A 24,678-nucleotide genomic window follows, 5' to 3' on the forward strand; every position below is an offset into this window, starting at 1 on the left:
CGCCGGCAGCGAGGCTGCGTCGGCGCCCGGCGGCATGCGGCGCAAGCTGCAGAGCGCCGCTGCGCGCCTGCGCGAGGCAGAGGCGCTGCTGGCCGGGCTGCCCGGCGCCAGATCGGCGGTGCGCGCGCTGCAGGAGAAGGCGGCGCAGCTGGAGGACAGCCGTTTCACGATCGCGCTGTTCGGCGCCTTCAGCGCCGGCAAGTCCTCGTTCGCCAACGCCTTGATGGGCCAGCGAACGCTTCCGGTATCGCCGAACCCGACAACGGCGGCGATCAACCAGATCGTGCCGCCGGACGAAAACGGCGCTCCGGGCACCGCGAAGGTGCACATGAAGTCCGCTGAGCGCATTCAAGAGGATATAGAAGCTTCGCTGCAGGCGTTAGGCCTTCGTGTAAAGCCGGGAATCGCTCCGTACGAGGGTCTACAGCAGGCGGCGGAGGTTAATCCGTCCCATGTGCCGGCTTCCGGGAAGCCGCATCTCGCCTTCCTTAAAGCGGCGCTGGCCGGATGGGCTGACGCCGAGCCACACTTGGGATCGACCGTTACGGTCGATCAAGAGGGCTTCCGCGCCTATGTCGCGGAGGAGCGCAAATCGTGCTTCGTTGAGCGGATCGACTACCACCATGAATCGCCGCTCAGCGAGCAGGGGATCGTGCTCGTCGACACGCCGGGCGCCGATTCCGTGAATGCCCGCCATACCGGCGTTGCCTTCACCTATATTAAAAACGCGGACGCGGTACTGTTCGTCACGTATTATAACCATGCTTTTTCGCAGGCGGACCGCCAGTTCCTTGAGCAGCTCGGACGGGTAAAGGACGCTTTTGCGATGGATAAAATGTTTTTCATCGTCAATGCGGCCGACCTTGCATCGTCGGAGCAGGAGCTCGACGATGTGCTTCGTCACCTGCAGGATAACCTGCTGAAGTTCGGGATCCGCAACCCGCGGATGTATCCGGTGTCGAGCCTGCATGCGCTGGAAGCAAAGCTGGCGGGCGACGAGGCTGCACTGGCAGACTCCGGTTTCGCCCGTTTCGAGGCGGATTTCTTCCGCTTTGCTTCCACCGAGCTGGCGGAGCTTGCGGTTTCCGGCGCTGAAGCGGAGCTGGGCCGTGCCGCTGCGCTCATGGAGCAGTGGACGGAGGCGGCACAGCAGGGCGAAGAGCAGCGGCAGGCGAAGCTTGAAGCGGTTGCGCGGAGCAGGGAGCAGGCAAAGCGCCTTCTGGCCGCCGCTTCCTCTTCAGAGGAGGAAAATGCGGTGAAGCGGGAAGCCCAAGAGCTGCTTTATTACTTGAAGCAGCGGCTGCAATACCGCTTCGGCGATTGGTACACCGACAGCTTTAACCCGACGCTGTTCCCGGTAGGGGCAGACGTTCGTACCTCGCTGCGAATCGCATACGGCGACTTGACCCGTTCGATTCGCATTGAGCTGGAGAATGAGCTGCTTGCCTCGACGCTGCGGATCGAGACCTTCGCTAAGAGCCTGCTGCGGAAGCAGCGGGATCGGCTTTCCGAGCAGCTGCGCGAGCTGCTGCAGGATTTTGCCAGCGGGGAGCTGCCTGCTGAGCCCTTTGAGACGGCCGATCATGAGAAGCTGTTTACGCCGCCGGAGGCTGATGAGAAGCTGCTGATGTCCAATTTCAAGAACGCGAAGGCGTTTTTTGAAGGAGAGGGTAAGAAAAAGCTTCGCGCCGAGCTGGAGAAGCTGCTGTTCGCTTCGATCGAGCAGGCGGTTGAGGCCGCTGCCGAGCGGTTTGCTCCGCATTACGCAGACAGCTACCGTGAAGCGTTCGGTCAGCTGCGCGACATGATCGACAGCGATGCAGCAGAGCACGCAGACGGACTCGAAAATGCGCTCCGTATGAACGTCGATATGGATGATTTACTACGCAGACAAACGCAGCTGCAATCATTACTCGGGGAATAAATAAATATAGGGAAGCTGTACCGCGAGGGCTCATAAACCCGTGCGGTACAGCTTTTTTTGCGTGCTCGAGGAACGGGTGCAAGGATTCGGATGATATCCATGAATAGAGGGGATATTTTCCAGAAAATCGACGAATTTGTGAAAATACGCGGAAATATGAGTGCATCCCTGAATTGAATGTGGAAGGGTGCGGTGCTAAACTTGCTAAAGATTTTGTGGCTCGCAAGAGGATACGGGCTGCTGAGGAGGTTGCGGGGTGGAAGTATTTCGTCAGCTCAAGTCATTTTACTGGATGGATCGTTGGTTAATTAGTTTTTCGCTCGTTTCGTTGATGGCGGCGACGGGACTCGGGCTGGCATACCCTTATTTGCTGCGGTATTTAATCGATTATGTAATTATTCCGAAGCAGTTCGCACTGGTCCCGATGCTCGCCGGCCTAATTGTCGTGTTTATTGTGTTAAAGGCGCTCATGCAGTTTGCGCACGGTTTTAGCGGGGGACGGATTGCCAACCGTTTTGCCTACCGCATCCGCAATGCGCTGTACGAGAAGCTTCAGGTGCTGTCGTTTGCATATTATGACAAAGCGAAAACCGGCGATCTCATGTCCCGGCTGACCGGTGATTTGGAAGCGATGCGGCAGTTTATCGGCTTTGGCTTCGCGCAAATTGTAAACGTTGCAATTATGGTTACATTTGGCGCGGCGGCGATGCTGAGCATTTCGTGGAAGCTTACGCTGTTTACCCTGATCACGATGCCGCTGCTGGCCTTTACGGCGATCCGTTTTGAAGGGAAAATTCATCCTGCGTTCCGGTTAATCCGGCAGTCCATGAGCAGTATGACGACTGCCGCGCAGGAAAATATTACGGGAGTCCGGACGGTCAAATCGTTTGCCCGCGAGCCTCATGAAATTACGAAGTTTGGCGGCATCAGCCGTAATTATCAGACGAACCATATCGACACTGCGAACATCTGGGCAAAATATTTTCCCGCGATGGAGCTTTTTGCAAATATGAGTGTTGTCATCTTGCTTGGCGCCGGCGGCTTTATGGTGCTGAACAAGCAGGTGACACTGGGTGAGCTGGTCGCTTTTTTCAGTTTGATTTGGTACATTATTCCTCCGGTTTGGGGGCTTGGCTTTCATATTAATACGTACACGCAGTGCAAAGCGGCCGGGGAGCGGATTCTGGAGATCCTGCACGAATACGTTCACGTTAAGGATAAGGAGCACGCCGCGGTGCTGCGGGAGGAGCAGGTTAAGGGCCATATCGTGTTTGATCGGGTGACGTTCTCGTACGGGGGCAAAAACTCGGCTGAGGCGCTTCATGATTTTTCGCTGGATGCTCCACCGGGGTCGGTGATTGGCTTTCTTGGGGGAACGGGTTCTGGCAAAACGACGGTGATTCAGCTGCTGCTGAGGGCCTACAACGTGCAGGAGGGGCGGATTACGCTGGATGGGATCGACATCCAGGATACCGCGTATTCCTCGCTGCGCAGCCAGATGGCAGTCGTGTTTCAGGAAACATTTTTGTTTTCCTCGACGATCCGCAACAATATCGCCTACGGCTGTAAGCTTGTGACGGAAGAAGAGATCATTCGTGCAGCGAAGCTGGCCAAGGCGCATGATTTTATTATGGAGCTGCCGGAAGGGTATGACACGATTGTCGGCGAGCGTGGTCTCGGCCTTTCCGGAGGACAGAAGCAGCGGATTGCCATTGCGCGGGCGCTGATTAAGCAGCCGAACATTCTTGTGCTGGACGATGCAACAAGCGCCGTCGACATGGAAACGGAGCACGAGATTCAGCAAGGGCTTCGTGAGGTGATGAAAGGGCGTACGACGTTTATTATCGCGCACCGGATTTCTTCGCTGAAGCATGCCGATGAAATCGTGGTGCTTGACGGCGGTCATGTGGTGCAGCGGGGCACCCACGAGGAGCTGCTGGCACAACCGGGTCCGTATTTGGAAACGTACCGCATCCAATATGCGGATGCAGATGAGTCTGGCGAGAAGCGGAGGGTGGCGAATTGAGCGAGAACAGGCAAAAGCAGGAGCTGGGGCAGGAACAGGAACAGGAGCGCTTTATTTATAAAGACGACGATGTGCTGGAAAAACCGTTTGACTGGGCGCAGGCCCGCCGCTTAGGCCGCTATTTGAAGCCTTACCGCAGGCAGCTGCTGCCGATCGTGGTTGTGATGACGCTGCTTGGTACGATTACGAAGCTGGCGGTGCCTTTTTTGATCGGCTATGCCATAGACGAAGCGATACGCAAGCCGAATGCCGGCCTGCTGATGGGCGTGGTGGCGGCCATGGCTGCGCTGTATGCGATTCAGATGGCGGCAAACTATTTCCGCATTCGTTTTACAAACCTGATCGGCCAGCGCGTCATTTACGATTTGCGGGATGATTTATTCAGCCATATTCAAAAGCTGTCCTTCCGGTTTTTCGACAAGCGCCCGGCGGGCTCGGTGCTCGTTCGGATTACGAATGATGTGAATGCGCTGCAGGAGCTTTTTACCAACGGGGTTGTTAATGTGCTGATCGACTTGGTGCAGCTGAGCGGCATTGTCGTCATTTTATTGTGCTTGAATGTGAAGCTGGGGCTTGCCGTCATTATAACGGTACCGATTATGTTTCTTGTTTCGCACACGCTTCGGAAACGGATCCGCAAGGCGTGGCAAAATGTCCGCTTCAAGCAATCGCGGATGAATGCGCATTTGAATGAATGCATTCAGGGCATTCGGGTGACGCAGGCGTTTACACAGGAACAGGAAAATATTCAGTATTTCAACGATTTAAACATGTCCAACCGCAAGTCATGGAATGTCGCGTCCGGCTTAAACCAAACGTTCGGACCGATTATCGAGGTCACCTCGGCGATCGGCATGTTTATCCTGTTTTACTACGGCACGAATTTGGTTCAAGGAAATGAGCTGTCCATCGGGGTTTTGGTCATGTTTGCAAGCTATATCGGCAACTTTTGGGAGCCGATTAACCGGCTAGGGCAAATGTATGCACAGGTACTGGTTGCAATGGCTTCGTCGGAGCGGATATTTGAATTTATGGATGAGCAGCCGAACGTTCCTGAGCGGCCGGATGCGCCGGAGCTTCCGCCTGTACGGGGTGACGTTCAGTTTGAGGATGTCGTTTTCGAGTATGAGCCGGGACGGACTGCGCTGAAGGGGATCAGCCTGGATGTCAAGGCAGGACAGTCGATTGCGTTGGTCGGCCATACGGGCTCGGGCAAATCGACGATTATTAATTTGCTTTGCCGGTTTTACGACCCGGTGTCCGGCACAGTCCGGGTGGACGGGACCGATATTCGTGAGGTTACGTTGCAAAGTCTGCGTTCCCAGGTGGGCATCGTGCTGCAGGACACGTTCATTTTCTCGGGAACGATCCGTGACAATATTCGTTACGGACGCCTTAACGCAAGCGATGCGGACGTGGAGTTAGCGGCGCGCGCCGTGCATGCGCATGAGTTTATTGAAAAGCTGCCGAAGGGTTATGACACGGAGGTGGAAGAGCGCGGCGGCATGCTGTCGATGGGGCAGCGACAGCTTCTCTCGTTTGCCCGGGCGCTGCTGGCGGATCCTCGGATATTGATCTTGGACGAAGCGACGGCTAGCATCGATACGGAGACGGAGGCGAAGATTCAGGACGCGCTGCAGACGCTGCTCGCGGGCCGGACTTCGTTTATGATCGCCCATCGGCTGTCCACAATTCGTGGCGCAGACCGCATTGTCGTGCTTGATCATGGGCGGATCATGGAGCAGGGCGATCACGACGAGCTGATGGAGCACGGGGGAATTTACCGCGGCTTGATTGAGGCGCAGTACAAATTTTTGGCGGAGCAGGCAGGGTAGATAGTGTGGTATTTGGGGGAGGGGGCCTTATCGGAGGCCCCTTTTTTGTATGCGGGCCAATCACGAACCAAAATACGAACTTAAACACGAGCCTAAACACGAAGCGAAACATCAACTCAAAACAAACATCAACTCAAAACAAACACCAACTCAAAACAAACACCAACTCAAAACAAACACCAACTCAAAACAAACACCAACCCTAAGCCCAAGCTAGCATAAATACAATCATTTGAAGCCGGTTCAAATAGAGGGGAATTATTCCACTATTTCAACACGCAAAAAATGATAAGACCCAAAACTTCCCCAATTATTAAGTTATCGTAAAAATAACGGAAATGTTGGGTCTAATTAAAAAAATGATGTCGATATAGCGGAAGTTTAGGGTCTTATTATCATTCCTCGCCCTACCACGAACAGCTGAGATGTCCTCATCTCCTCATTCCTCGCCCTACCACGAACAGCTGAGATGTCCCCATCTCATCATTCCCCACCATCATCACCTGCATATCAATCCGATTCTGGCTGGCCAACATCCTCTATCGCTCACGGCTCCTACTGTTTTCGCCGGTAACTTCGTATGCGAAGCTCCCCGCTGCCAGGCTCGATGACCCCCTGATCCACTAACCGCGACAACATTTTTCGCACCGTCTTGCTGCTTTTTCGTAAATACTCTGCAATTTGTTTAGGAGCAACAGGCTCAGAGGACGCGTCCATATAGCGCAAGATACTATGTTCCTCAAAGGTTAGACATTCACTCTGCTTTCTATGACCTCCGGACCATAATCCAAGCGCTTGCTGCACGATTTGCTGGCATCGTTTTGGTTTCTCGTTGACGTCGTCGTACGAAAAACGCAGAATCTTCCAACCGTCAAGAACGAGATGATTTTGCCGCATTAAATGGTCCGAAAACCGACTCTTGTTAATGTCCCGCCAATGCGATGCGTAACCGTCGACCTCGATACAAATCTTTACATCGCCTACCAAATAGGCAAAATCCAAAAAACGACGGCCCTCAAGAAAGTCGTGAACCTTGTACTCCGGATAAAGGTTATGAAAATGTCCAACAGCCGGGAACCACACCTTTTGTAAAAACAAGTGCTCCGCATGTCCATGCTCCTCTTTACTGCTAATCACCCCACTGTGTTCCTGCAAAAACTGCTCGTACGCCATTTCGAAGCGAGTCACCCTGATCTACCTCCTCAAAATAAAAAATGCCACCTCTTTGAATTAAAGAGATGGCATGGGCCTCATGCGTTATTTTTTGTCTATGGTAAAGGAGACGTGCGTTATTTTGTTTTTTTTATATTTCATCAATCTTGAAAATAGTATACCAGTTTGTACGTAAGTCATCTACAACCGATTGGGAATGGAAGGTAGGATAGACCAAAAGAAATACGCTGACCCAAACGCTCATAAAAAGCATGGTCAGGCAAGCCAAACGTTCGGAAAAAGCAAGGTCAGTGCAGCCCAAACGGCCCCGTGCGAAGCTCCCAGCGCGCGGTGTTCTGCGTCACATGACGGTGGTCAACCACCACATGCCAATAAATTCTCGGGTAACACCTTTTTTAAAAAAACAAGAACACAAAACAAGAGCACAAAACAAGAACACAAAACAAGAACACAAAACAAGAACACAAAACAAGAACACAAAACAAGAACACAAAACAAGAACACAAAACAAGAACACAAAACAAGAACAACCTCTCTCACACAACAAGAACTCGATCCCTAAGAAAAAAAACAAGAACACATATTCGCCAAAACGCACGCTTTGCTGTATGATATTTTAGGCAGCATCATTTTTTCTGTTTCAATCAAAGTTGCAAATTGATTATGGAATCGGTAGTCTATTTAACAAACAACTTGTACGATTGCCCGTGTTACAGGGATTGAAGGGGGAAGCCTTGTTGTCGTCATCACGTACTTTATGGAGATTGGTCGGAGGGTCGGCTTTTATCGCGACCTTGCTGTTAGCCGTAGGCTTTGTTTATGCCGTTAAAACGGTCGTAGCGCCCCCGCCGGCCCAAGAAGCGCCGCCAAACGCCGTGAAGCAGGATAATGTGCTGTTAAGCGATGATAAAATTAATATTGTCGCCTTAGGCGACTCCCTAACGAGAGGGACCGGGGATGAAACCGGAAAAGGCTATGTCGGTTATACTCAAGAAAAGCTGTCTAAGCTGTATAAGAAGCCGGTGTTTGTTTTGGCGAATTACGCGGTCAGCGGCTATACGAGCACTCAGCTGCTGCAGGATTTGCAATCCAAGAGCGGGATCGCGGATACGCTAAAGCAGGCTCATGTTGTCCTTTTAACGATTGGCGGCAATGATTTATTCGCCTTTGGGACTGAGCCGAGCCTAGAGAAGGTAAGAGCAAATGTAGAGCCTACTCTCGATCGTCTGAAGCAGATTTTGACGCTGCTGCATGAGGTGAATCCGAAAGCGCGGGTCATTTATGTCGGCCTGTATAACCCGTTTATCGACATTCCGGAGCTGCGCATTCTGTCCTTGGAAGCTGCCGCATGGAATAATAAGGCCTACGAAATTGTACACCAGTGGGAACAAATGACGATGGTACCGACCTACGATTTGTTTGAACAGCGGGTGAGCGATTATTTATCCTCCGATCATTTTCACCCGAACGGTCTTGGTTATGAACGCATTGCCGAGCGAATCGTCCAGGTGCTCGAGTAGCATTGCATGGCTTTGCTGGAAGCAGCCTGACCGGATGGTGTCGGGCGTGAGAGAAAACACCGGGAGGGGCGTAACATGGGGGAAAAGAGAGTAGCACCCAATGACGACAAGCAGATCATTCTCGCGGTTAGTGATGTAAAAAAAGCAATCGGCGGCAGAATGATTATTAAAGGGATCTCCTTCGATGTGCGCGAAGGAGAAATATTTGGATTTCTTGGACCGAACGGTTCAGGTAAAACGACGACGATCCGTATGCTGGTTGATCTGATCAAGCCGACGGCGGGGGCGATCACGCTTTGCGGCAAGGATGTACATAAACAGCATGACGAGGCCCTGCAGCATGTCGGGTGTATCGTTGAAAACCCGGAGCTGTATCCATTTTTAACCGGCTGGGAAAACCTTGAGCATTTTGCCGGAATGCTTCCCGGCGTCGGGGAACAGCGTATACGCGAGGTGGCGGAGATCGTCGGTCTCGATCAGCGGATTCATGATAAGGTCAAAACCTATTCGCTCGGCATGCGCCAGCGCCTTGGCATTGCGCAGGCACTGCTTGGCAATCCGAAGCTGCTGATTCTGGATGAGCCGACAAACGGCTTGGATCCGCAAGGGATCAAGGAGCTGCGTACGTTTATTCGTAAGCTAGCGGATCAAGGGATGGGCGTGTTTGTCTCCAGTCATTTGCTTAGCGAAATTCAGCTTATGTGCGACCGGGTTGCGATTATCTTAAACGGTGAGGTCATCGCTGTGGGCGAGGTGGACGAGCTGCTGAAAGAGCGGACCAAGCAGGTAAGCTGGCGGCTGGAACCGGTGGAAACGGGCAGGTCGGTGATCGCCTCTTTCGAAGGTGTGACCATGCATCAGCTTGAGCTTTCCGAACAGGAGAATGCCGGAAACCCTGCGTCTTTGGGAACGGATAACGTGGAGTCGTTCACTGCATTTGGGCAGCATATGCCGGAAAGCTTGGGCGGCGGTGGTGCTCCCGGTACCGTGACGGTATGGATGGAAAAGCTGGACGATATCCCGCTGATTAACGAGCAGCTGGTCGCCAAGGGTGTACGGATTTATGCCGTTGAGCCGAAGCAGCCTGCGCTTGAGGATCTATTCCTTACGCTGACGGAGGGGAACCGAATTGACTAGCCTATATCCGCTTATTCGCAATGAAACCGTGAAAATATGGAAAAAACGGCGTTTTCATGTGATTATATTAATTTTACTTGTGCTGATTCCGATCTTTACTTATGCGCAGATGCGGGTAGCGCAGACTCAGCTTAAGCAGACCGGAAGCAGCGATTGGCGCGTTGCCACACAAACAAGAGTACAGGATTATACAAGCCGTTTAAGCTCGCCGAGGATACCGGAGGAGTGGAAGGAATCGATCAAAGTCGAGGTGCAGCGGCTGCAGTATTATCTCGACCGGGATATCGATCCGCAGGCGCCCAACGGCGTGACCTTTACCCGGGTATTTCTAGCAAACTCTATTAATTTGTTTTTACCGTTGATGGTAATGGTCATTGCTTCCGATATGGTATCGTCGGAGCATGCGACAGGCACGATAAAGCTGCTGCTTACAAGGCCGGTTCGGCGCTGGAAGGTGCTGTTCAGCAAGCTGGTTGCGCTGATCTTTTATGTATCCATGATCGTGCTGGCGACAACCGTGGTGTCCTATCTTATATCCGGTCTGGTGTTCGGCTTTAGCGGTTGGACTCATCCGGTGCTGACAGGCTTTCGAATTAATGGCAGCGAAGTCGATACCTCGCGTATTCAAGTGGTCCCGCAATGGCTGTTTTTGCTGATGACGGCGGGTCTCGCTTGGTTCTCCGCTTTGGTCGTCGCGATATTGAGCTTAATGGTATCGGTGCTGATTCGAAGCACTGCGGCCGGAATGGGCGTTATGCTGGCGGCGATTATCGCCGGAACCATTTTATCGAACATGGTTTCCTCCTGGGAAACGGCAAAATATTTTTTTATGGTCAATCTCGAAACGACCGTGTACCTGAACGGAACCGTCCCGCCCATCAAGGGAATGACGCTTCCTTTTTCCCTCGCTGTGCTGTCGGTTTGGGCAGCCTGCGCATTATATGTTTCGTTTAGGGTATTTACGCGGAAGGATGTTTTAAACTAAAATAAGTCTGGTCTCTTTTGAAAATATTGGAGGTGTACGGATGGTCGAACAGCTTGACATATTTGCAAAATCGCAAGCCGGACAGGCTTCGGATTACGATGCGGACGCCATACAGGTACTGGAAGGATTAACGGCAGTCCGTAAACGGCCGGGCATGTACATCGGCAGCACGACCTCTTCCGGGCTGCACCATCTCATTTGGGAAATCGTCGATAACGCAGTGGACGAGCATTTGGCAAAGCACTGCTCCGAAATTCGCGTTACTATACATGAGGATCAATCGGTCAGCGTAAAAGATAACGGGCGCGGCATTCCAACCGGTATGCACAAGATGGGGGTTCCGACGCCGCAGGTCGTCTTTACGATCCTTCACGCGGGTGGGAAATTTGGCGGCGCGGGTTATAAAAAATCCGGCGGTCTTCACGGTGTCGGAGCTTCGGTAACGAACGCCCTGTCCGCATGGCTCGTCGTCGATATTCAGCGTGACGGCAAGCTGTACCGCCAGCGTTTTGAATCTTGGGTGGACGCTGACGGAAAGGAGCATGTCGGAGAGCCGGTAACCGGTCTTGATGTGATCGGCAACGCCAAGACGACGGGGACGAAGGTCACGTTCAAGCCGGATCCGAAGGTGTTTCACGGCAATGTGACGATCAACTACGATTTATTGTCCGAGCGCCTGCAGGAAATTGCATTCCTTAACTCCGGCTTGCGCATTGTTCTGCGCGATGAGCGCAGCGACGATGACAAAGAGGAAACATTTGAGTACGAAGGCGGCGCGGCGGAATTTGTTCGGTATTTGAATGAAGACAAGACCGTCCTGCATGACGTGATTCATTTTCATGGCGAGAAGGAAGACGTGGAGGTTGAAATCGCGCTGCAGTATAATGACGGGTATACTGAAACGATTGCTTCTTTCGTTAACTCGATCCCGACGCGAGGCGGCGGCACGCACGAAACCGGCTTCAAAGCGGCATATACACGTGTGATGAACGACTATGCCCGAAAAGCTGGACTGCTCAAGGAGAAGGACAAAAATCTTGAGGGCGGCGATCTTCGTGAAGGCATGATGGCTGTCATCAACATCAAGATGGCCGAGGTGGAGTTTGTCGGTCAGACGAAGGATCAGCTTGGAAGCGCCTTGGCGCGCAGCGCGGTGGATGCTGTCGTGTCCGAAGCGATGGCGGTTTTCCTTGAGGAAAATCCGCAGTCGGCGCAGCTGCTCGTAAAAAAATCGATACAAGCGATGAAGGCACGCGAGGCGGCGAGAAAAGCGCGCGAGGACGTGCGCTCGGGCAAGAAGGGCAGGGGCGAGGGCCTCAGCCTAGGCGGCAAGCTGACCCCGGCGCAGTCGAAGGATTTTACCCGCAACGAGTTGTTTATCGTAGAGGGTGATTCGGCGGGAGGCTCTGCGAAGCAGGGCCGTGATTCGAAGCACCAAGCCATATTGCCGCTGCGCGGAAAGCCGCTCAACCCGGAAAAGGCCAAGCTGGCGGACATCATGCGCAACGAAGAATACCGCATGATCATCGCTGCGATCGGTGCTGGAGTCGGCGCAGATTTCGAAGTGGAAGAGAGCAATTATTCGAAGATTATTATCATGACCGACGCGGACATGGACGGTGCGCACATTCAGGTGCTGCTCCTGACATTTTTCTACCGCTATATGAAACCGTTAATCGACGCGCAGAAGGTGTTCATCGCCCGGCCGCCGTTATATAAAGTGAGCAAGAAAAGCGGCAAGTCCGAAGTAACACGCTACGTCTATTCGGACGAGCAGCTGCAGGAGGTCATGAAGGAGCTTGGAGGCTCTAAGGGCATCGAGCTGCAGCGCTATAAAGGACTTGGCGAAATGAACCCGGATCAGCTGTGGGAAACGACGATGGATCCCGAATCGCGAACGCTCTATCAGGTTCAAATTGAGGATGCGGCGAAGGCGGAGCGGCGCGTATCCACCCTTATGGGGGATAAGGTCGACCCGCGGAAGCGCTGGATTATCGAGAATGTTGATTTTACGGAATACGAGGAGTAGAGGAGGGACCTGAATGAGTTCGACGGAACAACTGCTTGCGGCGGTGCTCGAGGATATCGTCGGGGATCGGTTCGGCCGCTATTCCAAATACATTATTCAAGACCGGGCGATCCCGGATGTCCGAGACGGCCTAAAGCCGGTGCAGCGCCGAATCTTGTACGCGATGTACGATGCCGGCAATACGCCGGACAAGCCGTACCGGAAATCGGCCAAGACGGTCGGAGATGTGATGGGCAACTATCATCCACACGGTGACTCGTCGATTTACGAAGGTATGGTGCGGATGGCGCAGCCTTGGAAAATGGCCCATACACTGGTGGACGGGCACGGCAACTGGGGCTCGATCGATGACGATCCTCCGGCAGCGATGCGTTATACCGAGGCAAGGTTGTCAAAGATCGCCCTCGAAATGCTGCGTGACATTGAGAAGCGTACGGTACCGTTCAAGGATAACTTCGACAATACCGCGAAGGAGCCGGTTGTACTGCCTGCGCGCTTCCCGAATCTTCTCGTAAACGGCGTAAGCGGAATTTCCTCCGGTTTCGCTACGGAAATTCCCACGCATAATTTGCGGGAAGTGATCGATGCTTGCATCCTGATGATCGGCAAGCCGGATGTAACGTTGGAAGAGGTCATGACCGTCATGAAAGGACCCGATTTTCCGACCGGCGGCATCATTATGGGTAAGGATGGAATTCTTGATGCATACCGGAGCGGGAAAGGCCGCATGTACGTACGCGGCAAAACAGCGATTGAAGAGACGCGCGGCGGCAAGCAGCAAATCGTGGTGACCGAGATTCCATACGGGATCGTCAAATCAAAGCTGGTTCTGGCGATGGAAAACGTTCGTCTTGAGAAAAAGGTCGAAGGCATCGCAGAGGTGCGCGACGAAAGTGGACGGAACGGCCTCCGTATCGTCATCGAGCTGAAGAAGGACGCAGATGCTCAGGGCATACTAGCGTATTTGTTTAAGAAAACCGACTTGCAAATCGCCTACAATTTTAACATGGTGGCGATTGTAAACCGTGCGCCGCGGCAGCTGGGCGTGCTGGACATGCTGCGGGCGTATTTGGCCCACCAGAAAGAGGTTGTTACCCACCGCTCCCAGTATGAATTGGAGAAGGCGGAGGATCGCGCTCACGTGCTCGAAGGGCTTGTGAAAGCGCTCAATATTCTCGATGAAGTCATTGAGACCATTAAACGCTCGAAAAACCGGCAGGATGCGCAAAAGAACCTGATGAGTGAATACGGGTTTACCGAGCGGCAAGCGGATGCCATCCTGACGCTCCAGCTGTATCGTTTAACGAATCTTGAAATTACGACGCTGGAGAAAGAGCATAAGGAGACGCTGAAGACGATCGCTTACTTACGCGGGATTTTGTCCAATGAATCTAAGCTAATGGGCGTAATTCAGGATGAATTGACGGAAATCCGCGATAAATACAGTATCGACCGCCGTTCTGAAATTCAGGAAGAGGTTGAGGAGCTCAAAGTAAACCTTGAGGTTATGGTACCGGCTGAGGATGTCATCGTCGCTTTGACCGCGGAGGGCTATATTAAACGGACCAGTAAGCTTTCCTTTACCCGTTCCGGCGGTGAAGTAGAATCCACCGGCATGAAGGAAGGCGATTATCTCCGCACGCTTCTTGAGGTCAATACGATTGAGAATCTGCTTATTTTTACGAAGCAGGGGCAGTATTTTCTGCTTCCGGTCCACCAGGTTCCGGAATTCAAATGGAAGGACAATGGAACGGCCATCGTCAACGTCATTCCGCTTGTAAAGGACGATAAAATCGTAAGCGTCATTCCGGTGAAAGACGTTGCGGAGCAGGGCAAGTCACTTGTCTTTGTAACCAAGCGGGGCCAGGTGAAGCGGACGGAGCTGAAGGATTACGCGACAAACCGTTCCACCGGCATTGCAGCCTGCAAGCTGGCGGACGGGGATGAAGTGATCCATGTGCAGCTCAGTAACGGAACGAAGGATGTCCTGCTTATTACGAAGCTCGGCATGAGCATTCGCTTCAAGGAAGATGAGGTAAATGCTATGGGCCGCGTATCCGCCGGGGTAAAAGGGATTCAGCTGCGCGAAGACGATGAGGTGATTTCATCGTTGTGGGTTGATGGCGATGAAGGCGAAATTCTTGTTATCTCCGACTTGGGTTATGCAAAGCGTTCCTTGCTTTTGGATTATTTGCTGCAAGGCCGGGGAGGCAAAGGGCTGTTTACGTTTGAGTTCAAGGAAGGCAAGCGTGTGAAGCCGAATGGAAACGGCCTTATCGAGGCATTCCGCGTGACGGAGGAGCTCCGTTTTTCGGCGATCTTGAACAGCGGTGCGCAGGCCGTATTTTCCAGCGAGGCGGCGCCGATCGAGGATCGGAAGGCGATCGGAAAACAGGTTGTGCCGGTTGAAAAAGGCGACAGTATAAGTGACGTTGTTGTACTGCCTGCAAAACTATAAAATGTCATCAATCGAACCCGCATGATTCAGCCGCAAACGACTGCGCTGAGCGCGCGGGTTCGACTCGTTTCGCTAGGAACACGTGAAACATGTTGTGAGCGCTGTCAAATAGGCGAATAACTACTCGATTAATGTCATAAACTATTCTCCTTGCGAACCTATCCTTGGTTTAGCAACCTATGGTACAATAAAAACAAATAAGATGTATGGAGGTACATGATGTACGCAGTCGAATTTGCGAAGCTATGGCATAAGCTCAGCAAAGAGATGAAACATCATATGGAATCGAGCCTGTCCCCATCTCTCACTGAAAGCCAGTTGGTAGTTCTGGAATTTATTATGAATAACGACCGGGTAAAGCCTTCCGATCTAATCGAATTTTTATCAACGACTCCCGCTGCAGTGACGACATTGATAGACCGTATGGAGAAGAATGAGCTTATTGTTAGAGAAAGAGACAGCCAAGACCGGCGAATTGTATGGATTCACCTTACAGATAAAGGCTTAGCGGAAGGGAAGAGGGGCTTGGAAATCCGACAGCAATACTTACAGGATTCTCTCAGCCGCATTTCGGCTCATAACCAACAGGTGTTAATCTATTTACTAGGCAAAATTGCACATGAAAAGCTCTCTTCCTAAACGAAAGAGAGCATAGACAACTCGTAGTATATGGACTTATTCTAAATGCTTACGAATATCCTCAAGTCCTTTTTCAAGTTGGGGGTATAGGCTGGCCGGCAGAAGCGGATCGCTTTTGTCGGCTATTATTTGTTCTAGAGGAAGTACACGGTAGTGCCTTTTCCCGTCCTCACTGTAAAACTGATGAACCCAGGTAGGGAGCGTGGCCGCCTCAGAAACCTGTACTGTTCCGTCGGACATGTTTTTCACAATTTGCAAGTTAACGATGACTCCGTAATCCGTATACTTTCCGCGCTGATTGGAAATGAAATTGCCAAGCGAATAAATGACATAGCCTCGTTTCGGCTTCCCATCCAATCCTTCGGTTTCAATAAACTCATCCGGCTGTACGACATGAGGGTGACTTCCAAGCACAATGTGAGCGCCTGCTTGAATACACTGCTCGGCGATCTCGCGCTGTTGAGGAGTAGGCACGAGCTGGTACTCGTTCCCAAGATGCAAAGCAACAGCGACGACATCCGCCCCGGAAGCGCGAGCGCGAATGATGTCACTGACGATTTTTTTATCGTCGATATGATTAACTAAATAAGGCTTGTCCTTTGGTACGGGAATTCCGTTTGTGCCATATGTATAAGCGAGCAGGGCCAGCTTAATTCCGTTGCGCTCAAGCATCGGAATCACTTCCGCTTCTTCCGGTGAAGCTGCCGTACCGGACGCGATAATTCCTCTTTCCCTCAATACCTCAAGGGTATGAATCGCTCCGGCGGCATTCCGGTCCATAGCGTGATTATTGGCTGTTGTCAGCATCGAAAATCCGGCTTTCTTCAAAGCATCCGCCAATTCATCCGGCGCATTGAAGCGCGGATAACCGGAATAGCCGCCGTTATCCTCCCCGGCCAGTGGCGTCTCCAGATTTCCAATTACCCAGTCGGCTTCGGCGAACAGAGGCTGGACATGGGCGAAGAAGCCATCGTAATTGTATGTTCCAGTCGATGCATCGTAGCCGGATGGAATTTGCGGGCTGTGCATCATAATGTCGCCTACAGCCATAAGCCGTGCTGTACGCATGACCGGCGGACCGCTGCGATCGGCCAGCAGGGCCGGATCGGAAGAGGGGGCATCCTGTGCGGTGTTGACGAGCCCACCGCTTTCCGAACTTTCCTTGCTGCCGGCAGCGGATCTTTCAACCTGCGACTGTTCTTGCAATTCCAGCGAAGGCTTTTCGTTGGTTAGGGTCATATCCGGAGACTGGCTTTCCCCTTGGCATCCGGATAAAAGCAGCAAAGCGGATACAAAAAGGAACACCCCGCCAAGGCGGGCCGTGTTCCTGAGTACGTTTTTCATCGTAATCGGACTCCATTTTCCTTGAGTTACTTCATAGATTATACCAAATGTATTAATTTTACTCAGCTTTCCTGCCATCTTGCCAAAATTCCGGCTGGCAGCACAAGACCCGAATTCGTGATCGGCAGTCCGATTTCACCGCTTGTAATCGTCCCGCCATACTTTTTCACGAGAGTCATCGACATAATGTTCTTCAAAACGGTCGGTGACAGGCCGGTCGTGTACGAATTAATCAGGAAAAATAGCGGAGTATCGGATAAGATCGAGGTGCAAAACTGCACGAAAGGATATAAGCTGTCCTCAAGCTTCCATACCTCGCCTCCCGGACCCCGGCCGTAGGACGGAGGATCCATAATAATACCGTCGTATTTGTTGCCGCGTCGTTCCTCACGCTGCACAAATTTAAAGACATCATCCGTAATAAAACGGACAGGGCGATCGCTAAGCCCGGAAAGCTGCATATTTTCCTTCGCCCAATGCACCATGCCCTTAGCGGCGTCAACGTGCACCACTTCGGCTCCGGCAGATGCGGCTGCAACCGAAGCGCCTCCGGTGTACGCAAATAAATTGAGCACCTTAATCGGGCGACCGGCATTGCGGATCGTACCCATCATCCAGCTCCAGTTTGCGGCCTGCTCCGGAAATAATCCGGTATGTTTAAAATTGGTCGGGCGAATGTAAAATTTCAGATCGCGATAACCAATCGTCCATCGTTCGGGAAGCTGACGTTTAAAGTTCCATTGTCCTCCGCCCGAAGAGCTCCGAAAATAATGGGCATCGGCCTGCTTCCATTGGGCCGTTTCCGTGCGCAGCGGCCATATAATTTGCGGGTCGGGTCTGCGGAGCACGACATCGCCCCAGCGCTCCAGACGCTCACCGCCTCCGGTATCAATCAATTCATAATCCTGCCAATCTTGTGCTACATACATTTTGTATTTCCCACCCCGGTCATGTCTTTGTCCATGCAATGTACTTTATTCTACAATACTTACCCTCTTGTGGCAAAATACGCTACAATATACGAAAAAACAGGGTAGAGGGGCGCTCCATTTTTTATGAAACGAAATTCGATTCTTCTTCTATTTAGCAGTTTCCTCATCTTATTCTTACTTCTTGCAATGTTCTTATCCTCAGAATGGTTCATGTCGTTTGACCAATGGGTGGGAAACTGGATACGCGGACTTCGCTCGCCGTCTATGGATGGGCTGTTATCGGTTTTTAGCGCATTGGGCAGCGTGCCGTTTTTTGCAGCTGTGCTTGTAGTTGCTTTTTTGGGTATATGGCTCGTAGGAAAACGGATAAGGGATGCTTTTCTTGTCCTGCTTAGTCTTCTAGTCTCGTATGGACTTAATACTCTCATCAAAAATACTGTCGCGAGGCCTCGTCCAGAAGGGCTGGACAGGCTGCTTGAAGCGGATGGATATAGCTTTCCGAGCGGAAATGCAATGATTGCGGCAGCCTTTTACGGCTTCTTGGCTTATGTGCTGTGGAAAGGATCGTCCAAAAGTCCAGCTGTAACGTCGGGTACGGCAGCATTTGCGGGCAACGTTATTCTTGGAACGGGCTTGTTCCGTATTTATGCCGGTGTCCATTACCCGACAGACATCATTGCGGGCTTCTTACTTGGCGGCGCCATCGCAGCCGGCTTCGTATTGCTTAGGGAGAAGCTTTCCGGTAAACGGTAACCTTAAGGCTGGTTCTGGGATATTGTAATTAGAAGGTTAGGCAATGTGTTTCTTCATGTTTAAACGTTTGGGATAAGCAGGTATACATTTCCACTCGAGCGAGTAGAATAGGGTAGCGAAGGAACGAAACGGAAAACACTCGGTGGAACATAGCAGTGTGTCCTTGTCAGCTGAGGCTGACTTTTTTGTTTATTATAGGAAGAACAGTAATTTTTGGGTCTTTTATTGGGGTAGACTAAGGGGGAGGTGGGAATGATGTCCGTGTCCATGTCTATTTATCCGTCGGATCATGATGTATATCTATTTAGACAAGGTAATCTGCATTTCAGCTATCATACGTTTGGAGCGCATCCGTGCATCGTCGATGGCATATCCGGAGTGCGCTTTTCCGTGTGGGCCCCGCATGCCAAAGAGGTGCGCGTTGCGGGTGATTTCAACGCGTGGAACGGGTTCCGTCATCCGCTGCAGCCATCATGGGATTCTTCAGGCATCTGGAACGGCTTCATCCCCGGTCTGAAGCAGTGGGATCGGTACAAATATGAAATGGTTACATGGGACGGCCGCCATCTGCTCAAAGCCGATCCGTATGCCTTTCATGCGGAAACCCGCCCGGGTACGGGCTCCATCGTATACGACCTAAGCGGTTACGAGTGGGGAGATTCAGAATGGCAGCGCCGTAAGCAGGAAAGCAATCCCTATTCGCGTCCCATGAACATATATGAGGTGCATTTGGGCACCTGGAAACGGAAGCCGGACGGTCTTCCCTATAGCTATCGCGAGCTGGCCGACCAGCTTCCGGCTTATGCAGCGGAGCTGGGCTTTACCCATATTGAGCTGCTCCCGGTCATGGAGCATCCTTACGACCGTTCGTGGGGGTATCAGACTACCGGCTTTTATGCCGCAACGAGCCGATTTGGTACTCCGAAGGATTTAATGTACTTTGTGGACCGCTGCCATCAGCATGGGCTGGGGGTAATTTTGGACTGGGTTCCGGGACATTTTTGCAAGGATGATCATGGGCTGCGCCAATTTGACGGACAGCCGCTGTACGAATACCCCGATGAACGAATGGCGGAAAAGCTGGAATGGGGGACGCTCAGCTTTGATTTCGGCAAGCCGGAGGTCGTTAATTTTTTGATCTCCAATGCGATCTTCTGGATGGATGTTTACCATATGGACGGAATTCGTGTCGATGCCGTGGCGAGCATCCTATCCCATAATTTCAGCAAGCCTCCCGAGCGGCATGTCATGAACGTTTATGGCGGTCATGAAAATCTAGAAGCGATCGATTTTGTAAAACGGCTGAATATGGCGGTGTTTCAGTATTTCCCGAATGCGCTTATGATGGCGGAGGATTCCACCGATACCCCGCTGGTGACAGCCCCGGTGCATCAAGGCGGTCTCGGCTTTAATTATAAATGGAATATGGGCTGGATGAACGATATGCTGCGGTATATGAAAAAGGATTCGCACTACCGGAAGTGGCATCATGACTTGATCACTTTTTCATTTTTTTACGCCTTCTCTGAAAACTTCGTTCTGCCGTTCTCCCATGACGAGGTTGTGCATGGAAAACGTTCGTTAATCAGCAAAATGCCGGGGGATTACTGGCAGCAATTTGCCCAGCTGCGCCTGCTGTATGGCTACTTAATGACCCATCCTGGTAAAAAGCTGCTGTTTATGGGCGGGGAGTTCGGTCAATTTTCGGAGTGGAAGGACCTGGATCAGCTGGACTGGCATTTGCTCGGCTATGAAATGCACGGGAAAATGCTGCGCTTTGTGAAGGAATTGAATGCTTTTTATGGTAACGAGCCTTCGTTATGGGAGCTTGATCATAGTCCGGAAGGCTTCGAGTGGATTGATCCGCACAATAAAGATCAAAGCATCATTGCCTTTATGCGCAAATCCGCACACGGAGAGCATTTGCTTGTGGTGTGCAATTTCACACCTGTGCCGCATGAACATTACCGGCTTGGTGTCCCGGAGCCCGGTGTTTACCGCGAAGTCCTCAACACCGACGATCCTGAATACGGAGGATCTGGCGTCATTAATACCGCCGAAGCTGCTTCCGAAGCTTCGCCGTGGCATTACCGCGACCACAGCGTCGTATTCCGCTTGCCGCCCTTTGCGGCAGTCATCTTGAAACGATCGAAATGGAAAGAGGGGATTGGCGATGAGGAAAAAAGAAGTCGTGGCGATGCTGCTCGCTGGGGGAGAGGGGCGCAGGCTCGGGGCGCTGACCAAGAATTTGGCGAAGCCGGCCGTGTACTTCGGGGGGAAATACCGGATCATTGATTTTACGCTCAGCAACTGCACGAATTCTGGGATCGATACGGTAGGCGTGTTAACCCAATATCAGCCGCTCGTGCTGAATTCCTATATCGGCATCGGCTCATCCTGGGATCTCGACCGCAAAAACGGCGGTGTTACTGTACTTCCGCCGTTTGTCGAGCAATGCGGCGGCAATTGGTACAAGGGTACGGCGAATGCGATTTACCGTAATCTTAATTTTATCGAGCAATATGATCCGGAATATGTGCTTGTCATTTCCGGTGACCACATCTATAAGATGAATTACGATGCGATGCTCTCTTATCATAAAGAAAAAGGCGCCGACGCTTCCATAGCAGTAATTGAAGTAAAGTGGGAGGAGGCAAGCCGCTTCGGTATTATGAGTACAGCGGATGACGGAACGATTACAGAATTCGCCGAAAAACCGAAAGAACCGAAAAGCAATCTTGCTTCGATGGGCATTTATATTTTTAATTGGAGCGTGCTTCGAGATTATCTCATTCGCGACGAAAACAATCCAGAATCCTCGAACGATTTTGGCAAGGACGTCATTCCGCAAATGCTTCGGGACAAGGTCAAGCTGTATGCTTATCCGTTTCAAGGCTACTGGAAGGATGTTGGCACAATTGATAGCCTGTGGGAAGCGAATATGGACCTGCTCGAGGACACCCCATCTCTCAACCTGAATGACCGCAGGTGGCGGATTTATTCGGTCAATCCGAACCAGCCTCCGCAATACGCAGCGCCGAGCGCTGCCATCAACTGCTCTCTCGTCAATGAAGGCTGTGCTGTGTTCGGCGAAATCAAGCGTTCCGTCCTTTTCTATGGAGTTCAAGTCGGTGAACATTCGTATATTGAGCAGTCGGTGATTATGCCGAATGCGGTGATTGGCAATAATGTCCGCATTTATAAATCCATTATCGGAGAAAACTGTGTTGTAGAAGATGGGGCTGTCATCGGTGATGAAACCGGACAAACGATCACATTGATTGGGGCGAATGAAACAGTTCAGGCGGAAAGGATGGGTTCGGTATGAATAGCATCATGGGAGTCATCAACCTTGTCAATGAATGGGACCATTTGGAGGAGCTGACCTCGGCACGCTGCCCAGCTTCTGTTCCATTCGGTGGAAGGTACCGCCTGATTGATTTCGTGCTGTCGAATATGGTGAATTCTGGCATCGATGACGTTGCCGTTTTTTCGCATAATAAATATCGTTCCCTGATGGATCATCTTGGTTCGGGCAAAGAATGGGATTTGGACCGCAAACGCGGCGGGCTGTTCGTTCTGCCGTTTATTCATGATGATGCGTTCAGCATACCTAGAGGGGACCTGTACCAATTTTACAATCACCGTGATTACTTTTACCGTGGCCCGCAAGAATACGTATTGGTCACGCGCAGTCACATCATCTGCAATATCGATTATCGTGATGTGCTGCGGCAGCATCTTGAGCGAGGAGCGGACATAACGGCCGTTTATACGACTATGGAGCAGACTGATGCGGCCAAATACCGCAAGCTCGAAATCGATGATAACGGAAGAGTTACGGTAATAGAGAGCGAAGAGGGACGGCTGAACAGCCCCTGTATCTCCATGGAAATGTATTTGATGAAAAAATCCCTGCTGCTTGATCTTGTCGATACATGCCTATCCCAGGGTTATTATCATTTGGTTCGCGACGGAATTATGAAAAATGTAAACCGCCTTCACATTTCCGGTTACCGGTTTGATGGGTATACGGCCATTATTAACTCGATTCAAAGCTATTACCGCCATAGTATGAACCTGCTGCAGCCCTCTGTTCTCCGTGAATTGTTTTTCCAGCCGAACAGCTTAATTTACACGAAGGTTAAGGATGAGCCGCCAGCGCGGTATATGAACGAGGCCATCGTCAAGAACTCATTGATCGCGAATGGCTGTACGATCGAAGGCCGTGTGGAAAATTGCATTATTTTTCGGGGCGTAAAAATTCATAAAGGGTCTGTCATTCGCAACAGCATTTTATTGCAAAACGGCGAGATCCAAGAAAACGTTATGGTGGAAAATGCGATCCTTGATAAGGATGTGTTTATAGACCGTGGACGGGTGCTCTCAGGAGCGCTGACGGCTCCTTTTATCGCCTCGAAGAAAAAAATCATTTAATTCGGATCGTAGGAGTGGTGAGCGGTGAACGTTTTATTTGTTGCCGGAGAATCAGTTCCTTTTTTTAAGACCGGCGGGCTTGCGGATGTCATTGGCTCGCTGCCTCAGGAGCTTAAGCGCCAAGGGATTGACGTTCGTGTTATGCTGCCGAAATACGAGGATATGGCACCGCACTGGAAGGAAGAAATGAAGCATGTGAAGGCGATCAATGTACTGATCGGCTGGCGAAATAAATATTGTGGGATCAATATGCTGGAGCATGACGGGATTACGTACTATTTTATCGATAACGAGTATTATTTTAAGCGCAGCGGGTATTACGGCTATGGTGACGACGCAGAGCGATTTACGTTTTTTTGTGAAGCGGCGCTGGAAGTGCTGCCTCACTTGGACTGGCGGCCGGATGTGATCCACTGTCATGACTGGCAAACCGGGATGATTCCGGTGTTTTTGAAATCGCACTACGCGTTAAGTCCATTCCACCAAGGAATCCGTACCGTGTTTACCATTCATAATTTGAAATACCAGGGTATTTTTCCCGAATACATTCTTCAGGACATGCTGAACTTAGGCTATGAGCATTTTCACCCCGATGCACTTGAATACTTTGGCTGTGTCAACTTTATGAAGGGCGGGCTGGTGTATTCGGATGTGTTGTCCACCGTCAGCAAATCCTATGCCGAAGAAATTACGATGCCGTACTACGGCGAAGGACTGGATGGACTGCTGCGCAAGCGAAGAGGGGATTTGTTCGGAATTATCAATGGTATCGATTATCATTCCTATAATCCTGGAACCGATACAGCACTTCCCGTTCATTATCAAAAATCGTTAACGAAAAAACAAAAAAATAAGCTTGCTTTGCAGGAGGCTTTTGGGTTAGCTGTAAGCGAAGAGACTCCTCTGATTGGCATTGTGACGCGGCTCGTACACCAGAAGGGACTCGACTTGATTTCCCATGTGCTTGACGAGCTGATGCAGAAGGATGTGCAGGTTGTCGTTGTGGGAACGGGAGAGCCCCGTTATGAGGGCTTGTTCCGCTGGGCGGCGGAGCGGTATCCGCAAAAGCTTTCCGCACATATTTATTTTGACGAGGGCCTTGCCCGCAGGGTATATGCGGCGTCCGATTTTTTTCTGATGCCTTCCCTTTTCGAGCCTTGCGGAATCGGGCAGCTGATCGCGATGCGGTATTTATCGATCCCGATCGTGAGAGAAACCGGGGGACTGAAGGATACGGTGATGCCTTACAACCAGTACACAGGCGAGGGCTGGGGCTTTTCCTTCAGCCATTACAACGCGCATGACATGCTGTATACAGTGAAGCGTGCGATCGAAAGCTGGAAAGACAGGGGCACGCGTCAGCGTATTCGCCGAAATATGCAAAAGCAGGATTTCAGCTGGCATACGTCAGCCAATCAATACCGATCTTTGTACGAGTATGTGAAAAAGCACAAGTAGGCTGAATGAATTAGGCTCATTCGTAGGG

General features: G+C 51.4%; 18 protein-coding genes. 15 read left to right on the top strand and 3 right to left on the bottom strand.

Features of this window, described 5'->3' with window-relative positions:
- The 3 genes from GQS10_RS09670 to GQS10_RS09680 form a co-directional block, all read left to right on the top strand.
- The coding region (locus GQS10_RS09670) for a dynamin family protein (protein ID WP_207952212.1) at nt 1–1,924 on the top strand (1,924 nt) is incomplete at its 5' end.
- A 256-nt stretch (nt 1,925–2,180) separates the two neighbouring features.
- The gene (locus GQS10_RS09675; protein ID WP_166241483.1) at nt 2,181–3,950 is read left to right on the top strand and encodes an ABC transporter transmembrane domain-containing protein; all 1,770 of its coding nucleotides are present in this window, start codon (nt 2,181–2,183) and stop codon (nt 3,948–3,950) included.
- Nucleotides 3,947–5,785: an ABC transporter ATP-binding protein gene (locus tag GQS10_RS09680; RefSeq protein WP_166241485.1), complete on the top strand. Its 1,839-nt coding sequence runs from the start codon at nt 3,947–3,949 to the stop codon at nt 5,783–5,785. Before GQS10_RS09675 ends, GQS10_RS09680 begins: the two co-directional genes overlap by 4 nt.
- A gap of 555 nt (nt 5,786–6,340) precedes the next feature.
- Here the strand turns inward: GQS10_RS09680 and GQS10_RS09685 are convergent.
- Nucleotides 6,341–6,973 carry a MarR family transcriptional regulator gene (locus GQS10_RS09685; protein WP_166241487.1) on the bottom strand — a complete coding sequence of 211 codons (633 nt, stop codon included), beginning with the start codon at nt 6,971–6,973 and terminating at the stop codon, nt 6,341–6,343.
- Nucleotides 6,974–7,154: 181 nt separating this feature from the next.
- Here GQS10_RS09685 and GQS10_RS09690 point away from each other — a divergent pair, with 181 nt between their 5' ends.
- The 7 genes from GQS10_RS09690 (at nt 7,155) to GQS10_RS09720 (ending at nt 15,726) form a co-directional block, all read left to right on the top strand.
- Complete coding sequence (locus GQS10_RS09690) at nt 7,155–7,520, top strand: hypothetical protein (RefSeq protein ID WP_166241489.1); 366 nt, start codon at nt 7,155–7,157, stop codon at nt 7,518–7,520.
- A gap of 175 nt (nt 7,521–7,695) precedes the next feature.
- The gene (locus GQS10_RS09695) at nt 7,696–8,478 is read left to right on the top strand and encodes a GDSL-type esterase/lipase family protein (RefSeq protein ID WP_166241491.1); all 783 of its coding nucleotides are present in this window, start codon (nt 7,696–7,698) and stop codon (nt 8,476–8,478) included.
- Between the two features lie 75 nt (nt 8,479–8,553).
- The gene (locus GQS10_RS09700; protein WP_166241493.1) at nt 8,554–9,615 is read left to right on the top strand and encodes an ABC transporter ATP-binding protein; all 1,062 of its coding nucleotides are present in this window, start codon (nt 8,554–8,556) and stop codon (nt 9,613–9,615) included.
- Nucleotides 9,608–10,600 carry an ABC transporter permease gene (locus GQS10_RS09705; protein WP_166241495.1) on the top strand — a complete coding sequence of 331 codons (993 nt, stop codon included), beginning with the start codon at nt 9,608–9,610 and terminating at the stop codon, nt 10,598–10,600. Before GQS10_RS09700 ends, GQS10_RS09705 begins: the two co-directional genes overlap by 8 nt.
- A gap of 40 nt (nt 10,601–10,640) precedes the next feature.
- The gene (parE, locus tag GQS10_RS09710; protein ID WP_166241497.1) at nt 10,641–12,629 is read left to right on the top strand and encodes a DNA topoisomerase IV subunit B; all 1,989 of its coding nucleotides are present in this window, start codon (nt 10,641–10,643) and stop codon (nt 12,627–12,629) included.
- 13 nt (nt 12,630–12,642) lie between these two features.
- Nucleotides 12,643–15,087, top strand: a complete 2,445-nt coding sequence (gyrA, locus tag GQS10_RS09715; RefSeq protein WP_166241499.1) for a DNA gyrase subunit A — start codon at nt 12,643–12,645, stop codon at nt 15,085–15,087.
- A 219-nt stretch (nt 15,088–15,306) separates the two neighbouring features.
- Complete coding sequence (locus GQS10_RS09720; protein ID WP_166241501.1) at nt 15,307–15,726, top strand: MarR family winged helix-turn-helix transcriptional regulator; 420 nt, start codon at nt 15,307–15,309, stop codon at nt 15,724–15,726.
- Nucleotides 15,727–15,762: 36 nt separating this feature from the next.
- Here the strand turns inward: GQS10_RS09720 and GQS10_RS09725 are convergent, their stop codons facing one another.
- Together GQS10_RS09725 and GQS10_RS09730 are read right to left on the bottom strand one after the other, a co-directional pair.
- Nucleotides 15,763–17,070, bottom strand: coding sequence for a CapA family protein (locus tag GQS10_RS09725; protein ID WP_166241502.1), 1,308 nt, complete (start codon nt 17,068–17,070; stop codon nt 15,763–15,765).
- A 62-nt stretch (nt 17,071–17,132) separates the two neighbouring features.
- Nucleotides 17,133–17,999, bottom strand: a complete 867-nt coding sequence (locus GQS10_RS09730) for a class I SAM-dependent methyltransferase (protein ID WP_166241504.1) — start codon at nt 17,997–17,999, stop codon at nt 17,133–17,135.
- A 231-nt stretch (nt 18,000–18,230) separates the two neighbouring features.
- Between GQS10_RS09730 and GQS10_RS09735 the strand changes: the two genes are divergently transcribed.
- From GQS10_RS09735 to glgA, 5 genes are all read left to right on the top strand, one after another.
- The gene (locus tag GQS10_RS09735) at nt 18,231–18,755 is read left to right on the top strand and encodes a phosphatase PAP2 family protein (protein WP_166241506.1); all 525 of its coding nucleotides are present in this window, start codon (nt 18,231–18,233) and stop codon (nt 18,753–18,755) included.
- Nucleotides 18,756–19,007: 252 nt separating this feature from the next.
- Nucleotides 19,008–21,050, top strand: a complete 2,043-nt coding sequence (gene glgB / locus GQS10_RS09740) for a 1,4-alpha-glucan branching protein GlgB (RefSeq protein ID WP_424991782.1) — start codon at nt 19,008–19,010, stop codon at nt 21,048–21,050.
- Entirely contained in the window at nt 20,953–22,083 is a 1,131-nt protein-coding gene (locus GQS10_RS09745) for a glucose-1-phosphate adenylyltransferase (protein WP_243735100.1), read from the top strand. Before glgB ends, GQS10_RS09745 begins: the two co-directional genes overlap by 98 nt.
- Entirely contained in the window at nt 22,080–23,192 is a 1,113-nt protein-coding gene (glgD, locus tag GQS10_RS09750; RefSeq protein ID WP_166241510.1) for a glucose-1-phosphate adenylyltransferase subunit GlgD, read from the top strand. Before GQS10_RS09745 ends, glgD begins: the two co-directional genes overlap by 4 nt.
- A gap of 24 nt (nt 23,193–23,216) precedes the next feature.
- Nucleotides 23,217–24,650: a glycogen synthase GlgA gene (glgA, locus tag GQS10_RS09755; RefSeq protein WP_166241512.1), complete on the top strand. Its 1,434-nt coding sequence runs from the start codon at nt 23,217–23,219 to the stop codon at nt 24,648–24,650.
- Nucleotides 24,651–24,678: the final 28 nt, after the last annotated feature.

The organism is Paenibacillus turpanensis (genome assembly GCF_011421635.1).
Taxonomy (GTDB): domain Bacteria; phylum Bacillota; class Bacilli; order Paenibacillales; family YIM-B00363; genus Paenibacillus_AK; species Paenibacillus_AK turpanensis.